This is a genomic window from Micromonospora purpureochromogenes (genome assembly GCF_900091515.1).
GTDB classification, from domain to species: Bacteria; Actinomycetota; Actinomycetes; order Mycobacteriales; family Micromonosporaceae; genus Micromonospora; species Micromonospora purpureochromogenes.
The window spans coordinates 4,842,969-4,864,382 of record NZ_LT607410.1; the positions used below are offsets into that span (position 1 = coordinate 4,842,969).

17 protein-coding genes are annotated in these 21,414 nt (G+C 72.9%); 11 read left to right on the forward strand and 6 right to left on the reverse strand.

All coding sequences use genetic code 11. The features are described from left to right. Window positions 1–11: 11 nt before the first annotated feature. Complete coding sequence (locus GA0074696_RS22355) at window positions 12–941, reverse strand: LysR family transcriptional regulator (protein WP_088962916.1); 930 nt, start codon at window positions 939–941, stop codon at window positions 12–14. Window positions 942–976: 35 nt separating this feature from the next. Between GA0074696_RS22355 and GA0074696_RS22360 the strand changes: the two genes are divergently transcribed. The 6 genes from GA0074696_RS22360 (at window position 977) to GA0074696_RS22385 (ending at window position 8,133) form a co-directional block, all read left to right on the forward strand. Further along, a complete protein-coding gene (locus tag GA0074696_RS22360; RefSeq protein ID WP_088962917.1) occupies window positions 977–1,708 on the forward strand; it encodes a succinate dehydrogenase cytochrome b subunit in 732 nt (243 codons plus the stop codon). A 2-nt stretch (window positions 1,709–1,710) separates the two neighbouring features. Beyond that, window positions 1,711–3,648, forward strand: coding sequence for a fumarate reductase/succinate dehydrogenase flavoprotein subunit (locus GA0074696_RS22365; protein ID WP_088962918.1), 1,938 nt, complete (start codon window positions 1,711–1,713; stop codon window positions 3,646–3,648). Then, the gene (locus GA0074696_RS22370) at window positions 3,645–4,406 is read left to right on the forward strand and encodes a succinate dehydrogenase/fumarate reductase iron-sulfur subunit (RefSeq protein ID WP_088962919.1); all 762 of its coding nucleotides are present in this window, start codon (window positions 3,645–3,647) and stop codon (window positions 4,404–4,406) included. The genes GA0074696_RS22365 and GA0074696_RS22370 overlap by 4 nt, the downstream gene beginning before the upstream one ends. Before the next feature lie 187 nt (window positions 4,407–4,593). Beyond that, window positions 4,594–5,778 (forward strand): zinc-dependent alcohol dehydrogenase, encoded by a 1,185-nt coding sequence (locus GA0074696_RS22375; RefSeq protein WP_088962920.1) that lies wholly within the window; start codon window positions 4,594–4,596, stop codon window positions 5,776–5,778. Then, window positions 5,775–6,728, forward strand: a complete 954-nt coding sequence (locus GA0074696_RS22380) for an SDR family NAD(P)-dependent oxidoreductase (RefSeq protein ID WP_088962921.1) — start codon at window positions 5,775–5,777, stop codon at window positions 6,726–6,728. Before GA0074696_RS22375 ends, GA0074696_RS22380 begins: the two co-directional genes overlap by 4 nt. A 259-nt stretch (window positions 6,729–6,987) precedes the next feature. Then, window positions 6,988–8,133 carry an MBL fold metallo-hydrolase gene (locus GA0074696_RS22385; RefSeq protein ID WP_088964723.1) on the forward strand — a complete coding sequence of 382 codons (1,146 nt, stop codon included), beginning with the start codon at window positions 6,988–6,990 and terminating at the stop codon, window positions 8,131–8,133. Window positions 8,134–8,195: 62 nt separating this feature from the next. On the opposite strand, the gene GA0074696_RS22390 is transcribed toward GA0074696_RS22385, so the two are convergent. After that, entirely contained in the window at window positions 8,196–9,707 is a 1,512-nt protein-coding gene (locus GA0074696_RS22390; protein WP_088962922.1) for a deoxyguanosinetriphosphate triphosphohydrolase family protein, read from the reverse strand. A 103-nt stretch (window positions 9,708–9,810) separates the two neighbouring features. On the opposite strand from GA0074696_RS22390, the gene GA0074696_RS22395 reads away from it, so the two are divergent. Next, window positions 9,811–12,393, forward strand: a complete 2,583-nt coding sequence (locus GA0074696_RS22395; RefSeq protein ID WP_088962923.1) for a Tex family protein — start codon at window positions 9,811–9,813, stop codon at window positions 12,391–12,393. Between the two features lie 197 nt (window positions 12,394–12,590). Next, window positions 12,591–13,025, forward strand: coding sequence for a hypothetical protein (locus GA0074696_RS22400; RefSeq protein ID WP_088962924.1), 435 nt, complete (start codon window positions 12,591–12,593; stop codon window positions 13,023–13,025). Here GA0074696_RS22400 and GA0074696_RS22405 read toward each other — a convergent pair. Next, window positions 12,988–13,959, reverse strand: a complete 972-nt coding sequence (locus GA0074696_RS22405) for a DUF389 domain-containing protein (RefSeq protein ID WP_088962925.1) — start codon at window positions 13,957–13,959, stop codon at window positions 12,988–12,990. The genes GA0074696_RS22400 and GA0074696_RS22405 overlap by 38 nt on opposite strands. Before the next feature lie 283 nt (window positions 13,960–14,242). On the opposite strand from GA0074696_RS22405, the gene GA0074696_RS22410 reads away from it, so the two are divergent. Then, on the forward strand, window positions 14,243–16,372 hold the full coding sequence (locus GA0074696_RS22410) for an acyltransferase family protein (RefSeq protein WP_088962926.1): 2,130 nt from the start codon (window positions 14,243–14,245) through the stop codon (window positions 16,370–16,372). Window positions 16,373–16,472: 100 nt separating this feature from the next. On the opposite strand, the gene GA0074696_RS22415 is transcribed toward GA0074696_RS22410, so the two are convergent. Further along, the gene (locus GA0074696_RS22415; RefSeq protein ID WP_088962927.1) at window positions 16,473–17,123 is read right to left on the reverse strand and encodes a GNAT family N-acetyltransferase; all 651 of its coding nucleotides are present in this window, start codon (window positions 17,121–17,123) and stop codon (window positions 16,473–16,475) included. Further along, complete coding sequence (locus tag GA0074696_RS32320) at window positions 17,120–18,361, reverse strand: glycosyltransferase family 4 protein (protein ID WP_088962928.1); 1,242 nt, start codon at window positions 18,359–18,361, stop codon at window positions 17,120–17,122. The genes GA0074696_RS22415 and GA0074696_RS32320 overlap by 4 nt, the downstream gene beginning before the upstream one ends. A gap of 114 nt (window positions 18,362–18,475) precedes the next feature. On the opposite strand from GA0074696_RS32320, the gene GA0074696_RS22425 reads away from it, so the two are divergent. Continuing rightward, a complete protein-coding gene (locus GA0074696_RS22425; RefSeq protein WP_088962929.1) occupies window positions 18,476–19,630 on the forward strand; it encodes a DegT/DnrJ/EryC1/StrS family aminotransferase in 1,155 nt (384 codons plus the stop codon). Then, window positions 19,627–20,214 carry a sugar transferase gene (locus GA0074696_RS22430; RefSeq protein ID WP_088962930.1) on the forward strand — a complete coding sequence of 196 codons (588 nt, stop codon included), beginning with the start codon at window positions 19,627–19,629 and terminating at the stop codon, window positions 20,212–20,214. Before GA0074696_RS22425 ends, GA0074696_RS22430 begins: the two co-directional genes overlap by 4 nt. 65 nt (window positions 20,215–20,279) lie before the next feature. Here GA0074696_RS22430 and wecB read toward each other — a convergent pair whose 3' ends face one another. After that, the gene (wecB, locus tag GA0074696_RS22435) at window positions 20,280–21,404 is read right to left on the reverse strand and encodes a non-hydrolyzing UDP-N-acetylglucosamine 2-epimerase (RefSeq protein WP_088962931.1); all 1,125 of its coding nucleotides are present in this window, start codon (window positions 21,402–21,404) and stop codon (window positions 20,280–20,282) included. Window positions 21,405–21,414 lie beyond the last annotated feature (10 nt).

The following is a 21,414-nucleotide window of genomic DNA, read 5'->3' on the forward strand; positions in this document are numbered from 1 at the left end:
GCCGGCGGGAACTAGAGCGGCTCCACCCCCGGCGGCAGCTCGTCGGCGGCGGTGGCGTCGTGCACGTAGTCGAGCAGTATCCGGCGCAGCTCCCGACCGGCGTGGGTGGGCACCACGTCCCGGCGGCGGGCCACCGCGATGGTCCGCCGTACGCCGGGCGGGGCGAGCCGGGTGACCCGGACGCCGGCCCGCCGGGCGACCACGATGCCGGGCACCAGGGCGATACCGAGCCCGGCCTCGACGAAGCTGAGCACGGCGTCCATCTCGCCGCCGTCGACCGAGATGGTCGGCTCGAAGCCGGCCTCCCGGCAGGCCTGGATGGTGGCGTCGCGCAGGTCGTAGCCCTCGCGGAACATCACCAGGGGCTGATCACGCAGGTCGGTGATGCGCAGCTGACCGTTGTCCCGGGCGGCGGGCAGCGGGTCCACCGACGCGACGACGAGGCTCTCCCGCAGGATCGGGTCGGCGCGCAGCCCCGGGTCGGCGCCCTGGGCCGGCATGATGATCAGCGCCAGGTCGAGGTCGCCGCGCAGCAGGTCACGGACCAGGTCCTGGGAGCCGCCCTCCTCCACCCGCAGGTCCACGGTGGGGTGCGCGTCGCGGAACCGGCGCAGCACCGGCGGGGCGAGCGAGGTGGCCAGGCTGGGGGTGGCGCCGAGGCGGACCCGGCCCCGGCGCAGGCCGACCAGCTCCTGCACCTCGCGGGTGGCGGTGTCGACGTCGGCGAGGATCCGCTTGGCCAACGGCAGCAGCACCTCGCCGGCAGCGGTGAGGGCGATGTTGCCCCTTACCCGTTCGAAGAGCGGGGCCCCCAGGTCGGTCTCCAGGGCGTGAATTTGCTTACTCAGTGAGGGCTGGGTTATGCCGACGAGGTCGGCGGCTTGGGTGAAATGTCGTACTTCTGCGACCGCCACGAAGTACTTGAGCTGATGGAGCTGCATCTACATAGCTTATGGCTATCAAGACTGCGAGGTCGATGCATTGGACGACTGATCAAAGTCCTCCTAGCGTCGGTCGGGTGGTAATCACGAAAACTCGGTCGCCCATCCGCTCGAACGTCGGCCTGAAGGCCGTCATGGCGGTGACGGGCATCCTCCTGGTGCTCTTCCTCGTCGTCCACATGCTGGGGAACCTGAAGATCTTCACCGGCGAGACGTCGTTCGACCACTACGCCCACTGGCTGCGGGACATCGGCACGCCGCTGCTGCCCCACACCTGGTACCTGTGGATCCAGCGCGCCGTGCTCACCGGCGCCGTGGTGGCGCACATCGTGGCGGCCACCGTGCTGGCCCGGCGCGCCCGCGCCGCCCGCCCGGTGAAGTACGCCCACCGCAAGAAGATCCAGGGCAGCTACGCCGCCCGCACGATGCGCTGGGGTGGGGTGATCATCCTGCTCTTCGTGATCTACCACATCCTGGACCTGACCACCGGTCACCTGAACCCTCAGGGCGACGCCGGCAACCCGTACGGCAACGTGGTCACGGACTTCGCGCCGGAGCGCTGGTACGTCACGCTCTTCTACACCCTGGCGATCGTCACCGTCGGTTTCCACCTGCGGCACGGCATCTTCAGCGCGCTGCGCAGCCTGGGCCAGCAGACGCCGAAGGGTGAGCGTCGCAACCGGGCGATCGCGCTGGTCGTCGCGGTCGGCCTCTGCGCCGGCTACCTGGTGGTCCCGTTCGCCGTACTCACCGGATTGGTGTCCTGACCATGGATCTCTTCATCGAGGGCGACCCGATCGCCGACACGAAGGCACCCGAGGGCCCGGTCGAGAAGCGCTGGGAGACACGCCGCTTCGAGGCCAAGCTGGTCAACCCGGCCAACCGCCGGAAGATGACCGTGATCGTGGTGGGCACCGGGCTGGCCGGCGGCTCCGCCGCGGCGACGCTGGCCGAGCAGGGCTACCGGGTCAAGTCCTACTGCTACCAGGACAGCCCGCGGCGGGCCCACTCGATCGCCGCGCAGGGCGGCATCAACGCCGCCAAGAACTACCGCAACGACGGCGACTCGGTGCACCGGCTCTTCTACGACACCGTCAAGGGCGGCGACTTCCGCTCGCGGGAGTCGAACGTGCACCGGCTGGCCGAGGTCTCGGTCAACATCATCGACCAGTGCGTGGCGCAGGGTGTGCCGTTCGCCCGCGAGTACGGCGGCCTGCTCGACACCCGCTCCTTCGGCGGCGCGCAGGTGCAGCGGACCTTCTACGCGCGGGGCCAGACGGGCCAGCAGCTGCTGCTCGGGGCGTACCAGGCGCTCGAGCGGCAGATCGGCCTGGGCAACGTGGAGATGAACGCCCGGCACGAGATGCTGGAGCTGGTCCTCGTGGACGGCAAGGCCCGGGGCATCGTCGTCCGGGACCTGGTCACCGGCGAGATCAGCACCGAGATGGCCGACGCGGTGGTGCTCGCCTCCGGCGGCTACGGCAACGTCTTCTACCTCTCCACCAACGCCAAGGGCTGCAACGTCACCGCCACCTGGCGGGCGCACCGCAAGGGCGCGTACTTCGCCAACCCCTGCTACACGCAGATCCACCCGACCTGCATCCCGGTCTCCGGCGACCACCAGTCGAAGCTGACCCTGATGAGCGAGTCGCTGCGCAACGACGGCCGGGTCTGGGTGCCGAAGGCCAAGGGCGACGACCGCGCGCCGCGGGACATCCCCGAGGACGAGCGGGACTACTACCTGGAGCGGATCTACCCGTCCTTCGGCAACCTGGTCCCCCGCGACATCGCCTCCCGCGCCGCGAAGAACGTCTGCGACGAGGGCCGGGGCGTCGGCCCGACGAAGCTCGGCGTCTACCTCGACTTCGCCGACGCCATCAACCGGCTGGGCCGCAAGGCGATCGAGGCCAAGTACGGCAACCTCTTCGAGATGTACGAGCGGATCACCGGCGAGGACCCGTACGAGGTCCCGATGCGGATCTACCCCGCCGTGCACTACACGATGGGCGGCCTCTGGGTCGACTACGACCTCCAGTCGACCATCCCGGGTCTGTTCGTGATCGGTGAGGCGAACTTCTCCGACCACGGCGCGAACCGGCTCGGCGCCTCGGCGCTGATGCAGGGCCTTGCCGACGGCTACTTCGTGCTGCCCAGCACGATCGCCCACTACCTGGCCACCGGCGCGCTGGAGAAGGTCGACGCCAGCCACCCCGAGGCGATCGCGGCCCGCCGCGACGTCGAGGACCGGATCACCCGGCTGCTGGCGGTCAACGGCGACCGGACCGTGGACTCGTTCCACCGGGAGCTGGGCCAGATCATGTGGGAGCACTGCGGCATGGAGCGCAGCGAGGCCGGGCTGCGCAAGGCCATCGACGAGATCCGCACGCTGCGGGACGAGTTCTGGCAGCGGGTGCGGGTGCCGGGCGACGGCGAGGGGCTCAACCAGTCGCTGGAGAAGGCCGGCCGGGTGGCCGACTTCTTCGAGCTGGCCGAGCTGATGTGCATCGACGCCCTGCACCGCGAGGAGTCCTGCGGCGGCCACTTCCGGGCCGAGCACCAGACCCCGGACGGCGAGGCGCAGCGCGACGACGACCGGTTCGCCTACGTGGCGGCCTGGGAGTACACCGGCACCGGTGAGCCGGTCGTGCTGCACAAGGAAGACCTGAAGTTCGAATACGTCCACCCGACGCAGCGGAGCTACAAGTGAACCTGACCCTGCGCATCTGGCGCCAGTCCGGCCCTGAGGACAAGGGTCGGATGGTGACCTACCAGGTCGACGACGTCTCCCCGGACATGTCGTTCCTGGAGATGCTCGACGTTCTCAACGAGCGACTCATCCTCGCCGGCGAGGAGCCGGTCGCGTTCGACCACGACTGCCGCGAGGGCATCTGCGGCATGTGCGGTCTGATGATCAACGGCGACGCGCACGGCCCCCAGCGTGGCACCACCGCCTGCCAGCTGCACATGCGGCAGTTCTCCGACGGCGAGACGATCGACATCGAGCCGTGGCGGGCCCGCGCCTTCCCGGTCATCAAGGACCTGGTGGTCAACCGGAGCGCCTTCGACAAGATCATCGCCGCCGGCGGGTACATCACCGCCCCGACCGGCAGCGCCCCCGAGGCGCACTCCACGCCGGTGGCCAAGGCCAACGCGGACGCCGCCTTCGAGTCGGCCGCCTGCATCGGCTGCGGCGCCTGCGTCGCGGCCTGCCCCAACGGCTCCGGCATGCTCTTCACCGCCGCCAAGCTCACCCAGCTCTCGCTGCTGCCGCAGGGCCAGCCGGAGCGCTACACCCGGGTGATCGGCATGGTCGACGCGCACGACGAGGCCGGCTTCGGCGGCTGCACCAACGCCGGTGAGTGCACCGTGGTCTGCCCGAAGGGCATCCCGCTGAACACCATCGGCCGGCTCAACCGCGACTACCTGAAGGCCACCACCAAGGGCGCCGGCACCCCCGGCTCCTGACCGCGACGCGGGTCCGCCCGCCCGGCACGCACCGACCGCCGCATCCCCGCCGGGGGTGCGGCGGTCGGCGTTTTCCCGGGGGTACGGCGGGAAAGCAGCGCCCGGCGCCGGCCCGGGCGGCCCGCCGGTTCAAGCCGCCCACTCGGGGTAGCAGTCCCATGGACGGCACCGAGAGGGGACGACAGGCATGAAGGCACTGACCTGGCACGGCAAGCGTGACGTCCGGGTGGAGGAGGTACCCGACCCGCGGATCGAGGAGCCCACGGACGCGATCGTCCGGATCACCTCCACCGCGATCTGCGGCTCCGACCTGCACCTGTACGAGGTGCTCGGGCCGTACCTGAAGCCCGGCGACATCCTCGGGCACGAGCCGATGGGCATCGTCGAGGAGGTCGGCCCGGGCGTGACCCGGCTCAAGCCGGGTGACCGGGTGGTCGTCCCGTTCAACATCTCCTGCGGCGACTGCTGGATGTGCCGGCGGCAGCTCTACGCCCAGTGCGAGACCACCCAGGTCACCTCCGAGGGAAAGGGCGCGTCGCTGTTCGGCTACACCTCGCTCTACGGTTCCGTCCCCGGCGGCCAGGCCGAGTACCTGCGGGTCCCGTACGCCCAGTTCGGCCCGGTGAAGATCCCGGAGACCGGCCCGGACGAGCGCTACCTCTACCTCAGCGACATCCTGCCCACCGCCTGGCAGGCGGTGAAGTACGCCGACACCCCGCCCGGCGGCACCCTCGCCGTCTTCGGGCTGGGGCCGGTGGGCCAGTTCTGCGCCCGGATCGGCCGGCACCTGGGCGCCGAGCGGGTGATCGGGCTGGACCTGGTGCCGGAGCGGCTGGAGATGGCCCGCCGGCACGGCATCGAGACCCTCGACGTCAGTGAGCTCGATGACGTGCCGGCCACCCTGATCGACCTGGTCGACGGGCGCGGCCCGGACGCGGTGATCGACGCGGTCGGCATGGAGGCGCACGGCGCCACCGCGGGCAAGCTGGCCCAGACCGCCGCCGGGCTGCTGCCGGACAAGCTCGCCCAGACGATGACCGACAAGGTCGGCGTCGACCGGCTGGTGGTGCTCAAGGCCGCGCTCAAGGCGGTCCGCCGGGGCGGCACCGTCTCCATCTCCGGCGTGTACGGCGGCGAGGTGGACCCGCTGCCGCTGATGGAGATGTTCGACCGGGGCATCCAGCTGCGGATGGGGCAGTGCCACGTGCGCCGCTGGACCGACGAGATCATGCCGCTGCTCTCCGGCGACGACGACCCGCTGGGTGTGGAGGACCTGCGTACCCACCGGGTGCCGCTGGCGCGGGCGCCACAGGCGTACGAGATGTTCCAGAAGAAGCAGGACGGCTGCGTCAAGGTCGTGCTCGCACCGTGAGCCGGGTGGTGGTGGTCACCGGGGCGACCAGCGGCATCGGCCGGGCGGCCGCCCGGAAGTTCGCCGGGCGCGGGGACCGACTCGTCCTCGCCGCCCGCTCCCCCGCCACCCTCGCCGAGGTACGCCGCGAGTGCCGCGACGCCGGCGCCGAGGTACGGGAGGTGCCCACCGACGTGACCGCCCCGGGCGCGGTCGACGCCCTGGCGGAGGCGGCGCTGCGGGAGTTCGGCCGGATCGACGTCTGGGTGCACACCGCGGCGGTGATGGCGTACGGGCGCTTCGAGGAGATCCCGGCGGAGGTCTTCGACCAGGTGGTGCGGACCGACCTGCTCGCCTCCGCCGGGGTGGCCCGGGTCGCGCTGCGGCAGTTCAAGGCCGCCGGCGGCGGCACCCTGATCCTCACCGGCTCGGTGCTCGGGCACATCACCGCGCCCTACATGAGCGGCTACGTCACCAGCAAGTGGGGCCTGCACGGCCTGGCCCGGACGTTGCAGCAGGAGTCGCGGGAGCTGCCCGGGGTGTACGTCTGCCTGGTCACCCCCGGCAGCGTGGACACTCCGGTCTACCAGCAGGCCGCCAACTACCTGGGCCGGATGGGCCGACCGCCGCTGCCGATCACCACCCCGCAACGGGTGGCCCGGGCGATCGTCGACTGCGCCGACCGGCCCCGCCGGGAGATCTCGGTGGGCCGGCTCAACCTGATCATGCGGACCGGCTTCACGATGCTGCCCGGCGTCTACGACGCGCTGGTCGGGCCGCTGATGCGCTGGGGCGGGCTGACCGACCGGCAGGTGCCGCCGCACGAGGGTGCGGTGTTCGCCCCCAACCCGGCCGGCGAGGCCGTCCGCGGCGGCTGGCTGCCCGACCTCCCCCGCCTGGCCCGGTCCGTGGGCGACACCGCCACCTCGGCCCTCACCGCCGGCGCCGCCGCCCTCCGCCGCCTCCGCTGACCACCCCACCCCGCCCCCGCCCCCACCTCCCCGACCACGCCGCGTCCCCGCCGCGCCCTTCTCTGGCCGCACTTTCAGAGAAAGCGTGGCTATGAAGCGCGGAATAGCCACGCTTTCTCTGAAAGTGCGCGGGTGCGTGGGTGCGTGGGTGCGTGGGTGCGCGGGTGCGAGGGGTTGGGCGTGAGGTGTGGCGGCGGCTCGGCGCGGGGGTGACGCGGTGGCTACCGTGTACTCGGGAGACGGCGGAGGGGACGTGGCGATGCGGGCACCAGCGGACCGGGAACTCGACCGGGCACTCGGCGGGCGGCTGTGGCGGATGACGGGGATGGCCGCGGTGGCCGGCCTGGCCTGGGCGGCGCGGGACGTGCCGGCGGCGCTGGGCGGGCGGCTGACCGGGGCCCGGGCGGAACGGGCCGCCCGCTCCCCCCAGTTCCGCGACGGCACCTTCCACAACCGGGCCGCGACCCGGACGATGACCACCGGTGACCCGGGTCGGAACCTGGTCTGGGAGCTGATCTTCGGCAAGCAACGCCGACGCCCCAGCGCCCCGGTCCCGCTGCTGCCCCCGACATCCCCGCCCGCCACCGACGTCGAGCGCGAACTCAACATCGTCTGGTACGGCCATGCCTCCGCGCTGATCGAGATCGAGGGGCGGAAGGTCCTGATCGACCCGGTGTGGAGCGACCGCTGCTCCCCGTCCGCCACGGTCGGGCCGAAGCGGCTGCACCAGCCCCCGGTACGCCTGGCCGACCTGCCCCCGGTCGACGCCATCCTGATCTCCCACGACCACTACGACCACCTCGACATGGCCACCGTGCAGGAGCTGACCCGGCGGCAGTCCGCGCCGTTCCTGGTGCCGCTGGGCGTCGGCGCCCACCTCGACCGGTGGGGCGTGCCGGCCGAGCGGATCGTCGAGCTGGACTGGTCGGAGCGGCACCGGGTGGGTGGGCTGGAGATCATCGCCACCGCCGCCCAGCACTTCTCCGGCCGGGGGCTGCGCCGCGACGGCACCCTCTGGAGCTCCTGGGTGGTCGCCGGCGCGCACCGCAAGGTCTTCTACACCGGCGACTCCGGCTACTTCGACGGGTACGCCGAGATCGGCGCGGAGCACGGGCCGTTCGACGTCACCCTGATGCAGATCGGCGCGTACGACCGGGCGTGGCCGGCCATCCACATGTTCCCCGAGGAGGCCGTCTCGGCCCACCTCGACCTGCGCGGTGGGCTCTTCCTCCCGGTGCACTGGGCGACGTTCAACCTGGCCCTGCACGACTGGTCCGAGCCGGTGGACCGGCTCTGGGCCGAGGCCAAGGCGCGCGACGTGCGGCTGGCGGTGCCCCGCCCCGGCGAGCGGGTGGTGGTCGACGACCCGCCGCCGGTGGACGGCTGGTGGCAGGCGGTCGCCTGACGTACCCGCCGGTGCCGGCCCGCCGGCCGGCGCACGGCGGTCCCGACGCGCGGGGCCGGCGGTCAGAGTACGAAGGCGTCCGTCCAGAGGGCACCGGAGCGACCGGAGAGGGCGTCCAGCATGGCGACGGCCTGGCCGTCGGTGAGCTGGGCGACGAAGTCGACGATGGCCCGACCCCGGGCCCGGCCGATCCGGTCCGCCGTACGTGGGTGCAGCTCCGCCTCGGCCAGCTCGACCAGGTCGTGCAGCCGGCGCGGCAGCCGGGACTCCTCCTCCGGGTCGAGCAGCCACTCCCACAGCGCCTCGACCAGGGTGCCCAGCAGCCGGGCCTGGCCCCGCTGGTGCAGGGCCAGGTCGGGGCGGGCCAGCACGAACCGGTGGTGGACGAACTTGAGGACCTGCACCTCGTGCCACTGGGCCGGGGCGAGCAGCACGTGCCCGGAGCGCACCGACGGCTCGCGGACCACGGTGATCGCGTCCACGAACCGGGTGGTCCAGCGGGCGGAGAAGCGGGCCACGTACTGCTCGGCCTCGATCGAACCGTCGAAGGGCATCGCCAGCAGGCCCTCGACCAGTTCCTGGCGGACGTGCTCGACGGCGGCGGCGAAGGCGTCGTCGTCGGCGATCCAGCCGTCCTTGCGGTGCAGCTGGCGGCGCAGCCGCTCGATCGCCGAGCCGGGCCGGCGGGCCGCGCCGGTCAGCGCCGCGTCGGTGACCGCGCGCAGGTGACCGCCCTCCCGCTGCCAGGCCATCAGCTCGGCGGCCACCGCCCCCTGCTGGAGCACCCCCACCCGGTAGAAGTCCTCGACGTCGTGGATCGCGTACGCGATGTCGTCGGCGGTGTCCATCACCGAGGCCTCGACGGTCTGCTGCCAGTCGGCGATCCGGCCGGCGAACGGCTCCCGGGCCTGCCGCAGGTCGGCCAGCTCGGTCCGGTACGCGCCGAACTTCGCCGACCCGCTCTCCGGGTCGTCGGGCGGGGCGGCCGCGCCGCGGGGCGCCGGGGTGAGGTGCCGCGGGTGCGGGTCCGGATGGTCCAGCCGGGTCCACGGGTACTTCAGCAGGGCCGCGCGGACCGCGGCGGTCAGGTCGAGCCCGGTGGTGGCCGCGCCCCGGATCTCGGTGCTGGTGACGATCCGGTACGACTGCGCGTTGCCCTCGAAGCCGTCGGGCAGGCCGAGCCGCTGCCGGGCCAGCCGGTCCAGCACCCGCTCCCCCAGGTGCCCGAACGGCGGGTGGCCGAGATCGTGGGCGAGCGCGGCGGCCTCGACCACGTCCGGGTCGCAGCCGCCGAGCTCGTCCAGGAGCCGCCGGTGCGCCGGGTCGGCGGTGAGTCGCTCGGCGATCGCCCGGGCCACCTGGGCGACCTTCAGGCTGTGGGTGAGCCGGTTGTGCACCAGCAGGCCGGACCCGCCCGGGCTGATCACCTGGGTGACGCCGTTGAGCCGGGCGAAGAACGGCGAGCCGACGATCCGGTCCCGGTCGGCCCGGAACGGGCTGGCGGCCAGGTCGCCGAGCGCCCGGGCGCTGCCGCCGAAGAGCCGGCGGGCCCGCGGATCCGCTGGTTGTTCCATGATCGCAACGCTAGCGCAGGCGCGTCCGGCGGGTATGGCGAGCGGCGTCGGGGGCGGGCGGCAGAATGCAGCACGGAACCCACAGCGAAGGCGGATCAAGATCGTGACCCAGTCAGTTCATCAGCGGATCGCCGACGAGCTCGGCGTCGCGGAGCGTCAGGTGCGGGCGGCCGTGGAGCTGCTCGACGGCGGCGCCACCGTGCCGTTCATCGCCCGCTACCGCAAGGAGGCCACCGGCCTGCTCGACGACGCGCAGCTGCGCACCCTCGAGGAGCGGCTGCGGTACCTGCGTGAGCTGGACGACCGGCGGGCCGCGGTGCTGGAGTCGATCCGCGGCCAGGGCAAGCTCGACGAGGCCCTGGAAGCGCAGCTCATGGCGGCCGACTCGAAGTCCCGGCTGGAGGACATCTACCTGCCGTACAAGCCCAAGCGGCGGACCCGGGCGCAGATCGCCCGCGAGGCCGGGCTGGAGCAGCTCGCGGACACCCTGCTCGCCGACCCGTCGCGGGACCCGCGCGAGACGGCCGCCGGCTTCGTCGACGCCGACCGGGGCGTGGCCGACGCCGCCGCCGCGCTGGAGGGCGCCCGGGCCATCCTGATCGAGCGCTTCGGCGAGGACGCCGACCTGATCGGCACCCTGCGCGAGCAGATGTGGTCGCGGGGCCGGCTGGTCTCCCGGGTACGCGACGGCCAGGAGGCCGCCGGCGCCAAGTTCGCCGACTACTTCGACTTCGCCGAGCCGTACACCAAGCTGCCCTCGCACCGGATCCTGGCGATGTTCCGGGGCGAGAAGGAGGGCGTGCTCGACCTGACCATGGCCCCGGAGGCCGAGGGCGACAGCGACGCCGTGGTCACCGGCCCGAGCCGGTACGAGGCGGCGATCGCCGGCCGGTTCGGGATCAGCGACCAGGGGCGGCCCGCCGACAAGTGGCTCGCCGACACGGTGCGCTGGGCCTGGCGTACCCGGATCCTCATCCACCTCGGCGCGGACCTGCGGATGCGGCTGTGGCAGGCGGCGGAGGAGGAGGCCGTCCGGGTCTTCGCCACCAACCTGCGTGACCTGCTGCTCGCCGCGCCCGCCGGCACCCGCGCGACGATGGGCCTGGACCCGGGCCTGCGCACCGGCGTCAAGGTCGCGGTGGTCGACGCCACCGGCAAGGTGGTCGCCACCGACACCATCTACCCGCACGAGCCGCGCCGGCAGTGGGACGCCTCGATCGAGACCCTGGCGAGGCTCGCCGGGGCGCACGACGTCGAGCTGGTCGCCATCGGCAACGGCACCGCCAGCCGGGAGACCGACAAGCTCGCCGGTGACCTGATCAAGCGGTACCCGCAGCTCAACCTCACCAAGGTGGTGGTCTCCGAGGCCGGCGCGTCGGTCTACTCCGCCTCCGCGTACGCCTCCCAGGAGCTGCCCGGGCTGGACGTGTCGCTGCGCGGCGCGGTCTCCATCGCCCGCCGCCTCCAGGACCCGCTCGCCGAGCTGGTCAAGATCGACCCGCGCTCGATCGGCGTCGGGCAGTACCAGCACGACCTGTCCGAGGTGAAGCTCTCCCGCTCACTGGACGCGGTGGTCGAGGACTGCGTCAACGCGGTCGGGGTGGACGTCAACACCGCCTCCGCGCCGCTGCTGACCCGGGTCTCCGGTATCGGCGCCGGCCTGGCGGAGAACATCGTGCTGCACCGCGACGCCAACGGCCCGTTCCGGTCCCGCGTGGAGCTGAAGAAGGTGCCCCGGCTCGGCCCGAAGGCGTTCGAGCAGTGCGCCGGCTTCCTGCGCATCCCCGGCGGCGACGACCCGCTGGACTCCTCCGGCGTGCACCCCGAGGCGTACCCGGTGGTGCGGCGGATCCTCGCCAGCACCGGGCAGGACCTGCGCTCGCTGATCGGGAAGAGCAACATCCTGCGCGGGCTGCGGGCCACCGACTTCGTCGACGAGAAGTTCGGCCTGCCCACCGTCACCGACATCCTCGCCGAGCTGGAGAAGCCGGGCCGCGACCCGCGGCCGGAGTTCCGCACCGCCACCTTCGCCGAGGGGGTGGAGAAGATCAGCGACCTGACCCCGGGGATGCTGCTGGAGGGCGTGGTCACCAACGTCGCGGCGTTCGGCGCGTTCGTCGACGTCGGCGTCCACCAGGACGGCCTGGTGCACGTGTCGGCGATGTCCCACACCTTCGTCAAGGACCCCCGGGACGTGGTCAAGTCCGGCGACGTCGTCCGGGTCAAGGTGCTCGACGTGGACGTGCCCCGCAAGCGCATCTCGCTCACCCTCCGGCTGGACGAGGACGCCGCCGGCAGCGCCGGTCGCCCGTCGGCCTCGGCGGAGGGCGGGCGCCGGGAGCGGGGCGGGGCGCGCGGCGAGCAGGGCGGGCGGACCGGCTCCGACGCCCGCGGCCAGCGGGCCGGCGCCGAGGCACGCCCCGGCGCCGACGGGCGCGGCGGTGGTGACCGGCGCGGGGGCGCTGACGGACGCGGGGGCGGTGACGGACGCGGGGGCGGCGACGGACGCGGGGGCGGTGACGGACGCGGGGGCGGTGACGGACGCGGCGGGCAGCGCGGTGAGCGCGGCGGCGCGCGCGGCGGGTCGCGGGGCGGACCACAGCCGCGGCAGGGCCGTGGCGGCTCCGCGCCGGCCCCGGTGAACGACGCGATGGCCGAGGCGCTGCGCCGGGCCGGCCTGGCCTGACGCTCGACGGCACGGCGTGGTCGCCCTCAGCTGGGACCACGCCGTGCCGGCCTGCGGCCCGCACGAGCGGCAAGGCCGGACGACCCGGCAAGGCGAGACGACCCGCAAGCCCGGACAACGCGGCAAGGCCGGACAATCCCACGAGCCGGGACGACCGGGCGGGGCCCGGGGCGGCGTGGTGGGCGTACCGTCGCGGGATGGGTGCGGACGACGGCCTGGATTGGCGGGAGCGGCAGCAGCGGGCGGTGCGGGCGCACGCGGAGGCCGCCGATCGGCAGCGGGCGGCCGAGCACGCGGAGGCCGCGGAGCTGGTCGCCTGGTTCGCCGCCGAGGCGACCCGGCGGGGCCTGCGCACCACGCCGCTGGTCGCCCGTGGGCACGACGGTCGCGGTCGCTACCGGACCCGGCTGACCGGCTGGTACGTCGACCGCGCCGGGACCCGGGCGGTGGACACGGCGGGCAGGTTCCACCTGCTCAGCGTGCCGCCCAGCCTGCGCGGCCGGCTCTTCGGCGTCGACCCCGAGCCCGACCCGGCGCCGCTGGTGCTCGGCCGGGGCGGCCGGGACGGCGAGTCGATCCCGCTGCGGACGCTGCTCACCCGCCGACTGGAGGCTGGGGACGACTGGCGGTGACCCGGTCGGCGCGCCGGCCCACCCGCCACCACCACAGCTGCTGCACGGCCAGGGTGGCCAGCCCGGCGAGCACGATCGCACAGATGTTGATCACCAGCTGGAGCGCCGACCCGGCCGCCTCGTGCCACACCCCGTACGCGGCGGCGACGGCGACGTTCGCGGCGGCCGGCACGGTGGTGACCGAGATCAGCACGCCGACCAGCGAGCCGGACTTCTTCGAGGTGAGCGAGAGCATCCCGGCGATCCCGGCGAGGAGGCCGACGACCCAGGAGAGCGCGTCGGGCCGCCAGATGAAGTCGGTCAGCGGCCGCTCGGCGAGCAGCATCTCCCGGTTGACCAGGTCGGCGGCGGTCAGCGCCCAGGTGCTCAGCACGGTGGCCACCATGGCGGCCAGGAAGCCCACCGTCAGCGCCTGCACCGAGCGGACGATGGTGCGGGGCCGGCGGCGCAGCAGCGCGACGCAGAGCGCGGCGAGCGGGCCGAACTCGGGGCCGACCACCATTGCGCCGACGATCAGAATCGGCTGGTCCAGCAGCACGCCCACCCCGGCGATCATCGTGGCGACGATGATCAGCGCCAGGTACGTCCCGGTCAGCTCGGTCTGCTCGCCGGTCTTGGCGGCGATCTCGTCCCAGACGACCGCGTCCTCGCCGTGACCGGGGGCGTCCCGGGCGGCCTGCTTCGCCGCCCGGGAGAGGGTCAACTCGACGTCGTCGGCGGAGATGCCGCCGCGCGCCTCGACCCCCAGCTCCTGCAACTGGTGCAGCACCCGGTCGGCGCTCTCCCGGACCACGTCGCAGAGGATCAGGTCGCCGGGGGGCTGCCGGGCCGCACCGGGGATCACGGCCAGGTGCGCCACCCCCGGGTTGTCGGCGAGCAGGTCGGCCACGGCGGACGACTGGTCCGACGGGGCGATCACCCTCAGGTGCAGCAAGAATCGCTCCCCTCACGGCACGAACCGCCGGGCGCGGCGCGGAGAACCCTACCGCCCGCGCCCGGCACCCGTCGCCACGGCGCACCTTCGGGATGTCGGGCCTCAGGGTCCACGCCTGACGGACACCGGTTCGGCCCCGCTCGCCCCGCACGGGGGCGGCGGACGGCCGAACTCCGACGAGCCGGCGACACGGCGCAAGACTGCGAAAACCGGACGGACGTGCGTTTGTGGGATATAACCCCTAACGGTAACGCTGACCGGATTTCTAGCGCGGGACGGGACAATGACCCAGACACGAAGCAGGCCGAAGGCCCCACCACGGGCATCCTTCCGGGGCGACATCGAGGGACTGCGCGCCCTGGCGGTCCTGCTGGTACTGGTCGGCCACGCCGGAAGCCAGTTCATCCCCGGCGGCTTCGTCGGCGTGGACGTCTTCTTCGTGATCTCAGGCTTCCTGATCACCGGACTGCTCGTCGAGGAACTCGACCGCACCGGCCGGATCTCGCTGGTGGGCTTCTACGCCCGACGCGCGAAGCGGCTGCTGCCGGCCGCCGGCCTGGTGCTCGTGGTCACCCTGCTGCTGACGTACCTGTTCCTGCCGAAGGTGCGCTTCTCCAACACCGCGTGGGACGTGGTGAGCAGCGCGCTGTACGTGATGAACTGGCGGCTCGCCGAGCAGTCGGTGGACTACATGTTCGTCGACCAGGCACCCAGCGTCCTGCAGCACTACTGGTCGCTCAGCGTCGAGGAGCAGTTCTACCTGATCTGGCCGCTGCTGCTGCTCGGGTTGGCCGTTCTCGGTGGCCGGCGGCGGCTGCGCCGCGGCGTGCTGATGGTCGGGTTCGCCGTGGTGGCCCTGCCGTCCTTCGCCTGGTCGGTGTTCCTGACGTCGACCGATCGGGCCCCGGCGTACTTCGTGACCACCACCCGGATCTGGGAGCTCGCCCTGGGCGGCGCTGTGGCCATCGTCGGTGCCCGACTGCACCGCACCCCGCGTGCGCTGGCCGTCGTGCTCGCCTGGTCCGGGTTGGTCACCGTGGTCGCCTCGGCCTTCCTGCTGGACTCCGCGTCGGCCTTCCCCGGGTACGTCGCCTTGCTGCCCACCGCCGGCACAGCGGTGGTGATCGCCTTCGCGGTGGCCGCCGGGCGGGCCGGACCGGCCGGGCTGCTCAGCCTGCCGCCGATGCGCGGCGTCGGCGCGCTGTCGTATTCGCTCTACCTGTGGCACTGGCCGCTGCTGATCGTCGCCGACTACCGGTTCGGCGAGCTGAGCGCATCCGCGCGCCTGGCGGTGGTCGCGCTCTCCGCGGTGCCGGCGGTCCTCACCTATCACTTCGTCGAGAACCCCATCCGCCGATCGCAGACGTTGCACTGGCAGCCGGCGCAGGCGCTGGGCATCGGCGCCCTCTCCACCGGCACGGCGGTGATCGCCGGCCTGCTCTTCCAGCTGACCGTCTGGTCGCCGGCCCGACCGCCGCTGTCCACGTCCGCGGTGCCGCCACTGGGCGGCAGCAGCGCGTCGGCGGGCGCCCCCGCCCCGGCCGGGCCACCGGGAGCCGCCGTCCTGGGCAAGTCGCCCCGGGGTGACCAGGCCGGGAGGCCGGTCGACCGGGTCGACTCGATCACTCCCGACCCGCTGGTCGCCGCGAAGGACGTCCCGGCGACGACCCGCACCAACTGTCACGTCCAACAGAACAGCAGCGAGCCCCTGACCTGTGTCTACGGGGTCAAGGACGCCTCCTACACCGTCGTGCTCGCCGGCGACTCGCACGCCGCGCAGTGGCTGCCGGCGCTGGAGGCGGTCGCGGTGCAGCGGAAGTGGCGGGTGGTGACCCACACCAAGTCCTCGTGCCCGTTCCTGGCGATGGAGGTGGCGCTGGACGGCCGGCCGTACACCAGTTGCACGGAGTGGAACCAGCGGGTCCGCGGCCAACTGCGCGCCGACCCGCCCGACCTGCTGTTGGTGGGCAACTCCCAATACCTGACGGTGCGCGACGGCGAGGTGGTGACCCGGGATGCGCACGACATCCTGGCCACCGGGCTACGGAACACGTGGCGGGAGATGACCGGGATCGGAGTGCCGGTGGTGGTGCTCCGGGACCCGCCGTACCACCGTCGGGACCCGGTCGAGTGTGTCTCCGCCAACCCGGACCGGCTCACCCGGTGCGCACCGCCGCGTGACGAGGTGCTGGCTGCCGGCGGTGGCATCGCCCAGGAGCGGGCCGCCAAGGGACAGCCGGGGGTCCACCTGGTCGACCTCAACGACGCGATCTGTCCCACCGACCGCTGCGCGGCGGTCATCGGCGGCGTACTGGTCTACCGGGACACCAACCACCTCACCGCCACCTACGCCCGGTCGCTCGCGCCACGGCTCGACAGCGCCCTGGCCGCCGTACGGACACCCGGAAGCTGACCGGTCACCCTCGTCCCCACGCCAGTTGTGCTGTGGGGACGGGGGTCGGGCCGGTCAGGATGGTGGGTGAGCAGGACGGTCGGGGCGGCCGCGACCGCGGTCAGCCGGCCGGGTGGCCGGCCTCCGCCCCGACCGGGGCCGCCGCGATGCCGTAGCAGTTCATCCGCCGCCCCTCCTGGGTGGTCCAGGTGCCCCGCAGGGTCCACCCGGCCCGTCGGTAGAAGGCGTTGACGCGCTCGTTGTCGTCCGCGTCGGTGGTCAGGTGCGCCGAGCTCACTCCGCGTAGCCGGACCGCCTCCCACCAGGCGTCGAGGAGCCGCCGACCGTGGCCGCCGTGCGCCACGGCGGGGTCGACGCAGATGGAGCTGAGGAGCGCTCCGTGCGTCTCGACCGGCACCTCGCCGCGGTAGGCCACCCCGCGCAGCAGGCGCAGTGCCACCGCGGGACGGCGGACGACGGCCGGCAGGCTCGCCAGCGCCAGCCGGGGGCCGCGCTGGCGAAGCAGGCGGCGGAAGAACAGCTCCGGGGCCACCGTGCCGACCACCACGCCGACCAGCCGACCGTCGGGGTCCCGGGTGACCACCGTGACAGCGTCGGGATCACGAACGAAGCCGGCGTAGAACTCCCGGAGGAACGGCTCGCCGAGACTGGTGAGGAAGAACCGTTCGAAGGCCCGCACGTGCAGCGCCGCAGCCGTACGAACGTCCTCGGCCCGCAGAACGTCCACACCCCCGGCGGTGACCCGGCTCACCGGGCACCTGCCGCGACGGCCCGCAGCGCGTCCTCCACCCGCCGCACCCCGGAGGCCAGCGAGTACTCGCGGTCGTAGTACTCCCGCCCGGCCCGGCCCAGCAGTTCCAACTTCTCCCGCCCGAGCTGGCACAGCTCCCGGATGGCATCGGCGATCGAGTACGGATCACTGGGCCGGGCGGTGAGCCCCGCCCCGCTGGCCATCGCCACCGCCGCGGCGTCGCCCTCGGCGACGACCAGCATCGCTCGCCCGGCGGCGAGGATTGCCTGGACCTTGCTCGGCATGGTGTACGCCGACATGCCGCCCGGCCGGAGGCTGACCACGTGCGCGTCCCCGGCCCGCATCAGCGCCGGCATCTCCTCGGCCGGCAGCCGGCCGAGAAAGCGCACGTTGCGCAGCTTCCGCTCGGCGGCCTGCCGGCGCAGCCGCTCCTCGCAGAGCCCCGACCCGGCCAACAGGCACACCAGCCGCGGGTCGTCGACGAGGGCGACGGCGTCGAGCAGGGCGTCGAGCCCTTGCGCCTGCCCCATCGACCCGGCGTAGACGAGCACCACCTGGTCGTCGCGGAGGCCCAGTTCGGCCCGGAGGTCCCGGTCGGGCGTGGTGGCGGCCGTCTCGTCGGCCCACATCGGAATGTGCACGAGCTTGCGCTCGGGCACTCCCCGCCGGGCCAGCAGGTCGCCCACCCCCGGGGAGATGTACGCGATCCGGTCCGCGCACCGGTACATCGCGGCGCACCAGCCGCCCATGCCGCGGGCCAGCAGCGTGCCGGTGCCACCCGGACCGACGAAGCCGCTGGCGTACGCGCTGTCGGGCCAGAGGTCCAGCACGTGCAGCACCACCGGGACCCGGTGGACGTAACGGGCGTACCACATCGACAGCGAGACGGTGATGGGCGAGTTGCTCACCCACAGCGCGTCCAGGCCGCGCAGCGCGCCGGTGCCCAACGCGAGCGCCGAGGCGGCGAAGGACCCGTAGTTCGCGAGACGGCGCAGCGCCGAACGGTCGTGGCTCGGGTAGAGGGCGACCCGGCGGATCCGCACGCCGTCGCCGTCGACCTCGTCCCGACGGGGACGGATCCGGTAGCCCGGGACGACCCGGCCGGTCGGATAGTTCGGGAAGCCGGTCAGGACCTGGACCTCGTGGCCCCGGCGGGCCAGCGCCCGGGCGAGGGCGCCGGGCAGCGCTGCCGGCCCCGGTTCGGGGTCGTACCACTGGGTCAGCAGGCCAACCCGCATTCGGAACCTCCCGAGCGATATTCGCAAAAGCCTAAATAGTCACCATAAGGTGCAAAGACAGTTTAACCTCCGGCAAGGGAAAACCGGTCGTCGAGCTGCAAAGAGGAGTTCTGGGTGGAAAACAGCAGACTTCCCTTCGCGTTACCCGACATCGGCGAGGACGAGATCGCCGCTGTCACCGCTGCGCTCCGCTCCGGCTGGGTCTCCAGCGGGCCGCTGGTGCCACGTTTCGAGCAACGCGTCGCGGAGGCCTGCGGTCACGGGGTCAGCGCCGTCGCACTGAACTCGGCAACCGCCGGCCTGCATCTGGCGCTGGAGGCGCTCGGGGTCGGGCCCGGCATGGAAGTGCTGGTGCCGACCTGGACCTTCACCGCGACGGCAGAGGTCGTCGTGCACCTCGGTGCCGAACCGGTGCTCGTCGACGTGGACCCGCTGACGCTGCACATCGACCTCGCCGACGCGGCGGACAAGGTCACCCCGCGCACGGTCGCGGTGCTGCCGGTGCACTTCGCCGGCCAACTGGTGTCGCCGGCGCGGCTGCGCGCCTTCGCCGAGTCACACCGGCTCGCCGTGGTCGAGGACGCCGCCCACGCCTTTCCGGCCGCCGCCGAGGGCATCGGTGTCGGCGCCGGCACCAGCGCCGCGACGGTGTTCAGCTTCTACGCGACCAAGACCATCACCACCGGAGAGGGCGGGATGCTGGTCACCCGGGACGCCGACCTCGCCCGACGGGTCCGGGTGATGCGCCTGCACGGCTTCGACCGGGACGGCTTCGACCGGTACCGCAGCGACCGCCCCGCCTGGCGGTACGACGTCGTCGCGGCCGGCTACAAGTGCAACCTGACGGACCCTGCCGCCGCCCTCGGTCTGGTCCAACTCGACCGGGCCGAGGCGATGCGGGCACGGCGGGAGGAGATCGCCGAGCGCTACCGGCTGGCCTTCGCCGACCTCCCGCTCGACCTGCCCGGGCCGGCCCCCGCCGGCGACGTGCACGCCTGGCACCTGTACGTGGTCCGCCTGCGCCCCGAGGCGTCGGTGGACCGCGACGCGTTCGTCGCCGAGATGTCCCGCCTCGGCGTCGGTTGCAGCGTGCACTTCATCCCGTTGCACCAGCACACCTACTGGCGGCAGCGGTACCAGCTGACCGACGCGATGTTCCCGGTGGCCAGCGCGGAGTTCGAGCGGGTGGTGAGCCTGCCGATCTTCTCCGCGATGACCGATGAACAGGTCGACCGGGTCGTCACCACCGTCCACAAGGTGCTCACATGATCAAGCGGTGCTTCGACATCATCGTCGCCGCGGTGGCCCTGATCCTCTGCGCGCCGGTGCTGGCCGCGGTGGCCGTCGCCATCCGGCTCGACGACGGCGGTCCGGTGCTGTTCCGGCAGGAACGCGCCGGCCGCCGGGGCCGCAGCTTCCGAATCCACAAGTTCCGCACGATGCGGGTCGCTCCCGGCTCAGCCGTCACCTCCGACACCGACGACCGGATCACCCGGGTCGGCCGGTTCCTCCGGGCCAGCAAGCTCGACGAGTTGCCACAGCTCTACGACGTGCTGCTGGGTCACATGAGCCTGGTCGGTCCGCGACCGGAGGTACGCCGGTACGTGGACTGCTGGCCGCCCGTCGCGCGGTGGCGCATCCTGTCGGTGCGGCCCGGCATCACCGACCCCGCCTCGATCGCCTACCGCAACGAGTCCACCGAACTCGCCCGGGCACCGCAGCCCGAGGAGTACTACCTTTCCGTGGTGCTGCCCCGGAAGGTCGAGATGTACGTGCGCTACGTCGAGACCCGCAGCTTCCTCGGCGACCTGCTGATCCTCGCCCGTACCCTGCAGGCCGTCATCAGTCGCTGACCCGCACGCCGCGTACCGAAAAGGGGGCCGGGACCGCCGCGCGGTCCCGGCCCCCGACGGTGTTCTCAGCGGCGGATGCCCGCCCAGTCGTGGTGGCGGCGGACGGTGGAGAGGATGAAGTCGACCACCCGGCGGGAAGTGTCCGGCACCGCGTAGTCGGCCGGGCAGGGCACGCCGTCGGCGGCGACCTGCTCGACGACCACCTCGATCGCCTCCACCACCCCGGCCGGGTCCAGCCCGGTCATCACGATGCCGCCGGCGTCCAGCGCCTCCGGCCGCTCGATCGACTCCCGCAGGGTGACCGCGGGGAAGCCCAGGATCGCGGCCTCCTCGCTGATCGTGCCGCTGTCCGACAGCGTGCAGCGGGCCCGGCTCTCCAGGTGGACGTAGTCGAAGAGCCCGAACGGCTCGTGGAACGCGATGCCGTCGAGGGCGAGGGCGTCGGCGGCCAGCGCCTCCAACCGCTTGCGGGTACGCGGGTGGGTGGAGACCAGCACCGGCAGGCCCCAGGCGTCGCGCACGGCGCGCAGGCAGTCCAGCAGCCGGCCCAGCCGGTCCGGCCGGTCGACGTTCTCCTCCCGGTGGGCGCTGACCACGAAGTACTCCCCCGGCGCCAGCCCGAGCTGGTCGAGGATGGTCGAGCGTTCGATGTCGGCCCGGTAGTGCAGCAGCACCTCGCGCATCGGCGAGCCGGTGTGCAGGATCCGCCGTGGGTGCAGGCCTTCCGACAGCAGGTTCCGCCGGGCGTGCTCGGTGTAGACCAGGTTGAAGTCGGCGACGTGGTCGACCAGCCGCCGGTTGGTCTCCTCCGGGACGTTCAGGTCGAAGCAGCGGTTGCCGGCCTCCATGTGGTAGACCGGCACCCGCATCCGGCGGGCCATCAGCGCGGCGATGCAGCTGTTGGTGTCCCCGAGCACGAGCAGGGCGTCCGGCCGCAGCGCGGCGATCGCCTCCTCCATGCCGATCAGCACTCCGCCGAGCACCCGCCCCAGCGACGAGGTGTCCACCCGCAGGAAGCGGTCCGGCTGGCGCAGCCGCAGCTCGGTGAAGAACACGTCCGACAGCGACCGGTCCCAGTTCTGCCCGGTGTGCACCAGCACGTGGTCCACCGTGCGGTCGAGCCGGTCCAGCACCCGGGACAGTCTGATGATCTCGGGGCGGGTGCCGACCACCGTCATCACCCGGGTCATGTCCGCTCCT

Bases quoted from the DNA above. Each gene is read 5' to 3' on its own strand.
- GA0074696_RS22360 (WP_088962917.1), top strand. From the start codon at position 977: ATGCATTGGACGACTGATCAAAGTCCTCCTAGCGTCGGTCGGGTGGTA.
- GA0074696_RS22375 (WP_088962920.1), top strand. From the start codon at position 4,594: ATGAAGGCACTGACCTGGCACGGCAAGCGTGACGTCCGGGTGGAGGAG.
- GA0074696_RS22385 (WP_088964723.1), top strand. From the start codon at position 6,988: ATGCGGGCACCAGCGGACCGGGAACTCGACCGGGCACTCGGCGGGCGG.
- GA0074696_RS22430 (WP_088962930.1), top strand. From the start codon at position 19,627: ATGATCAAGCGGTGCTTCGACATCATCGTCGCCGCGGTGGCCCTGATC.
- GA0074696_RS22390 (WP_088962922.1), bottom strand. From the start codon at position 9,707: ATGGAACAACCAGCGGATCCGCGGGCCCGCCGGCTCTTCGGCGGCAGC.
- GA0074696_RS22400 (WP_088962924.1), top strand. From the start codon at position 12,591: ATGGGTGCGGACGACGGCCTGGATTGGCGGGAGCGGCAGCAGCGGGCG.
- wecB (WP_088962931.1), bottom strand. From the start codon at position 21,404: ATGACCCGGGTGATGACGGTGGTCGGCACCCGCCCCGAGATCATCAGA.
- GA0074696_RS22410 (WP_088962926.1), top strand. From the start codon at position 14,243: ATGACCCAGACACGAAGCAGGCCGAAGGCCCCACCACGGGCATCCTTC.
- GA0074696_RS22355 (WP_088962916.1), bottom strand. From the start codon at position 941: ATGCAGCTCCATCAGCTCAAGTACTTCGTGGCGGTCGCAGAAGTACGA.
- GA0074696_RS32320 (WP_088962928.1), bottom strand. From the start codon at position 18,361: ATGCGGGTTGGCCTGCTGACCCAGTGGTACGACCCCGAACCGGGGCCG.
- GA0074696_RS22365 (WP_088962918.1), top strand. From the start codon at position 1,711: ATGGATCTCTTCATCGAGGGCGACCCGATCGCCGACACGAAGGCACCC.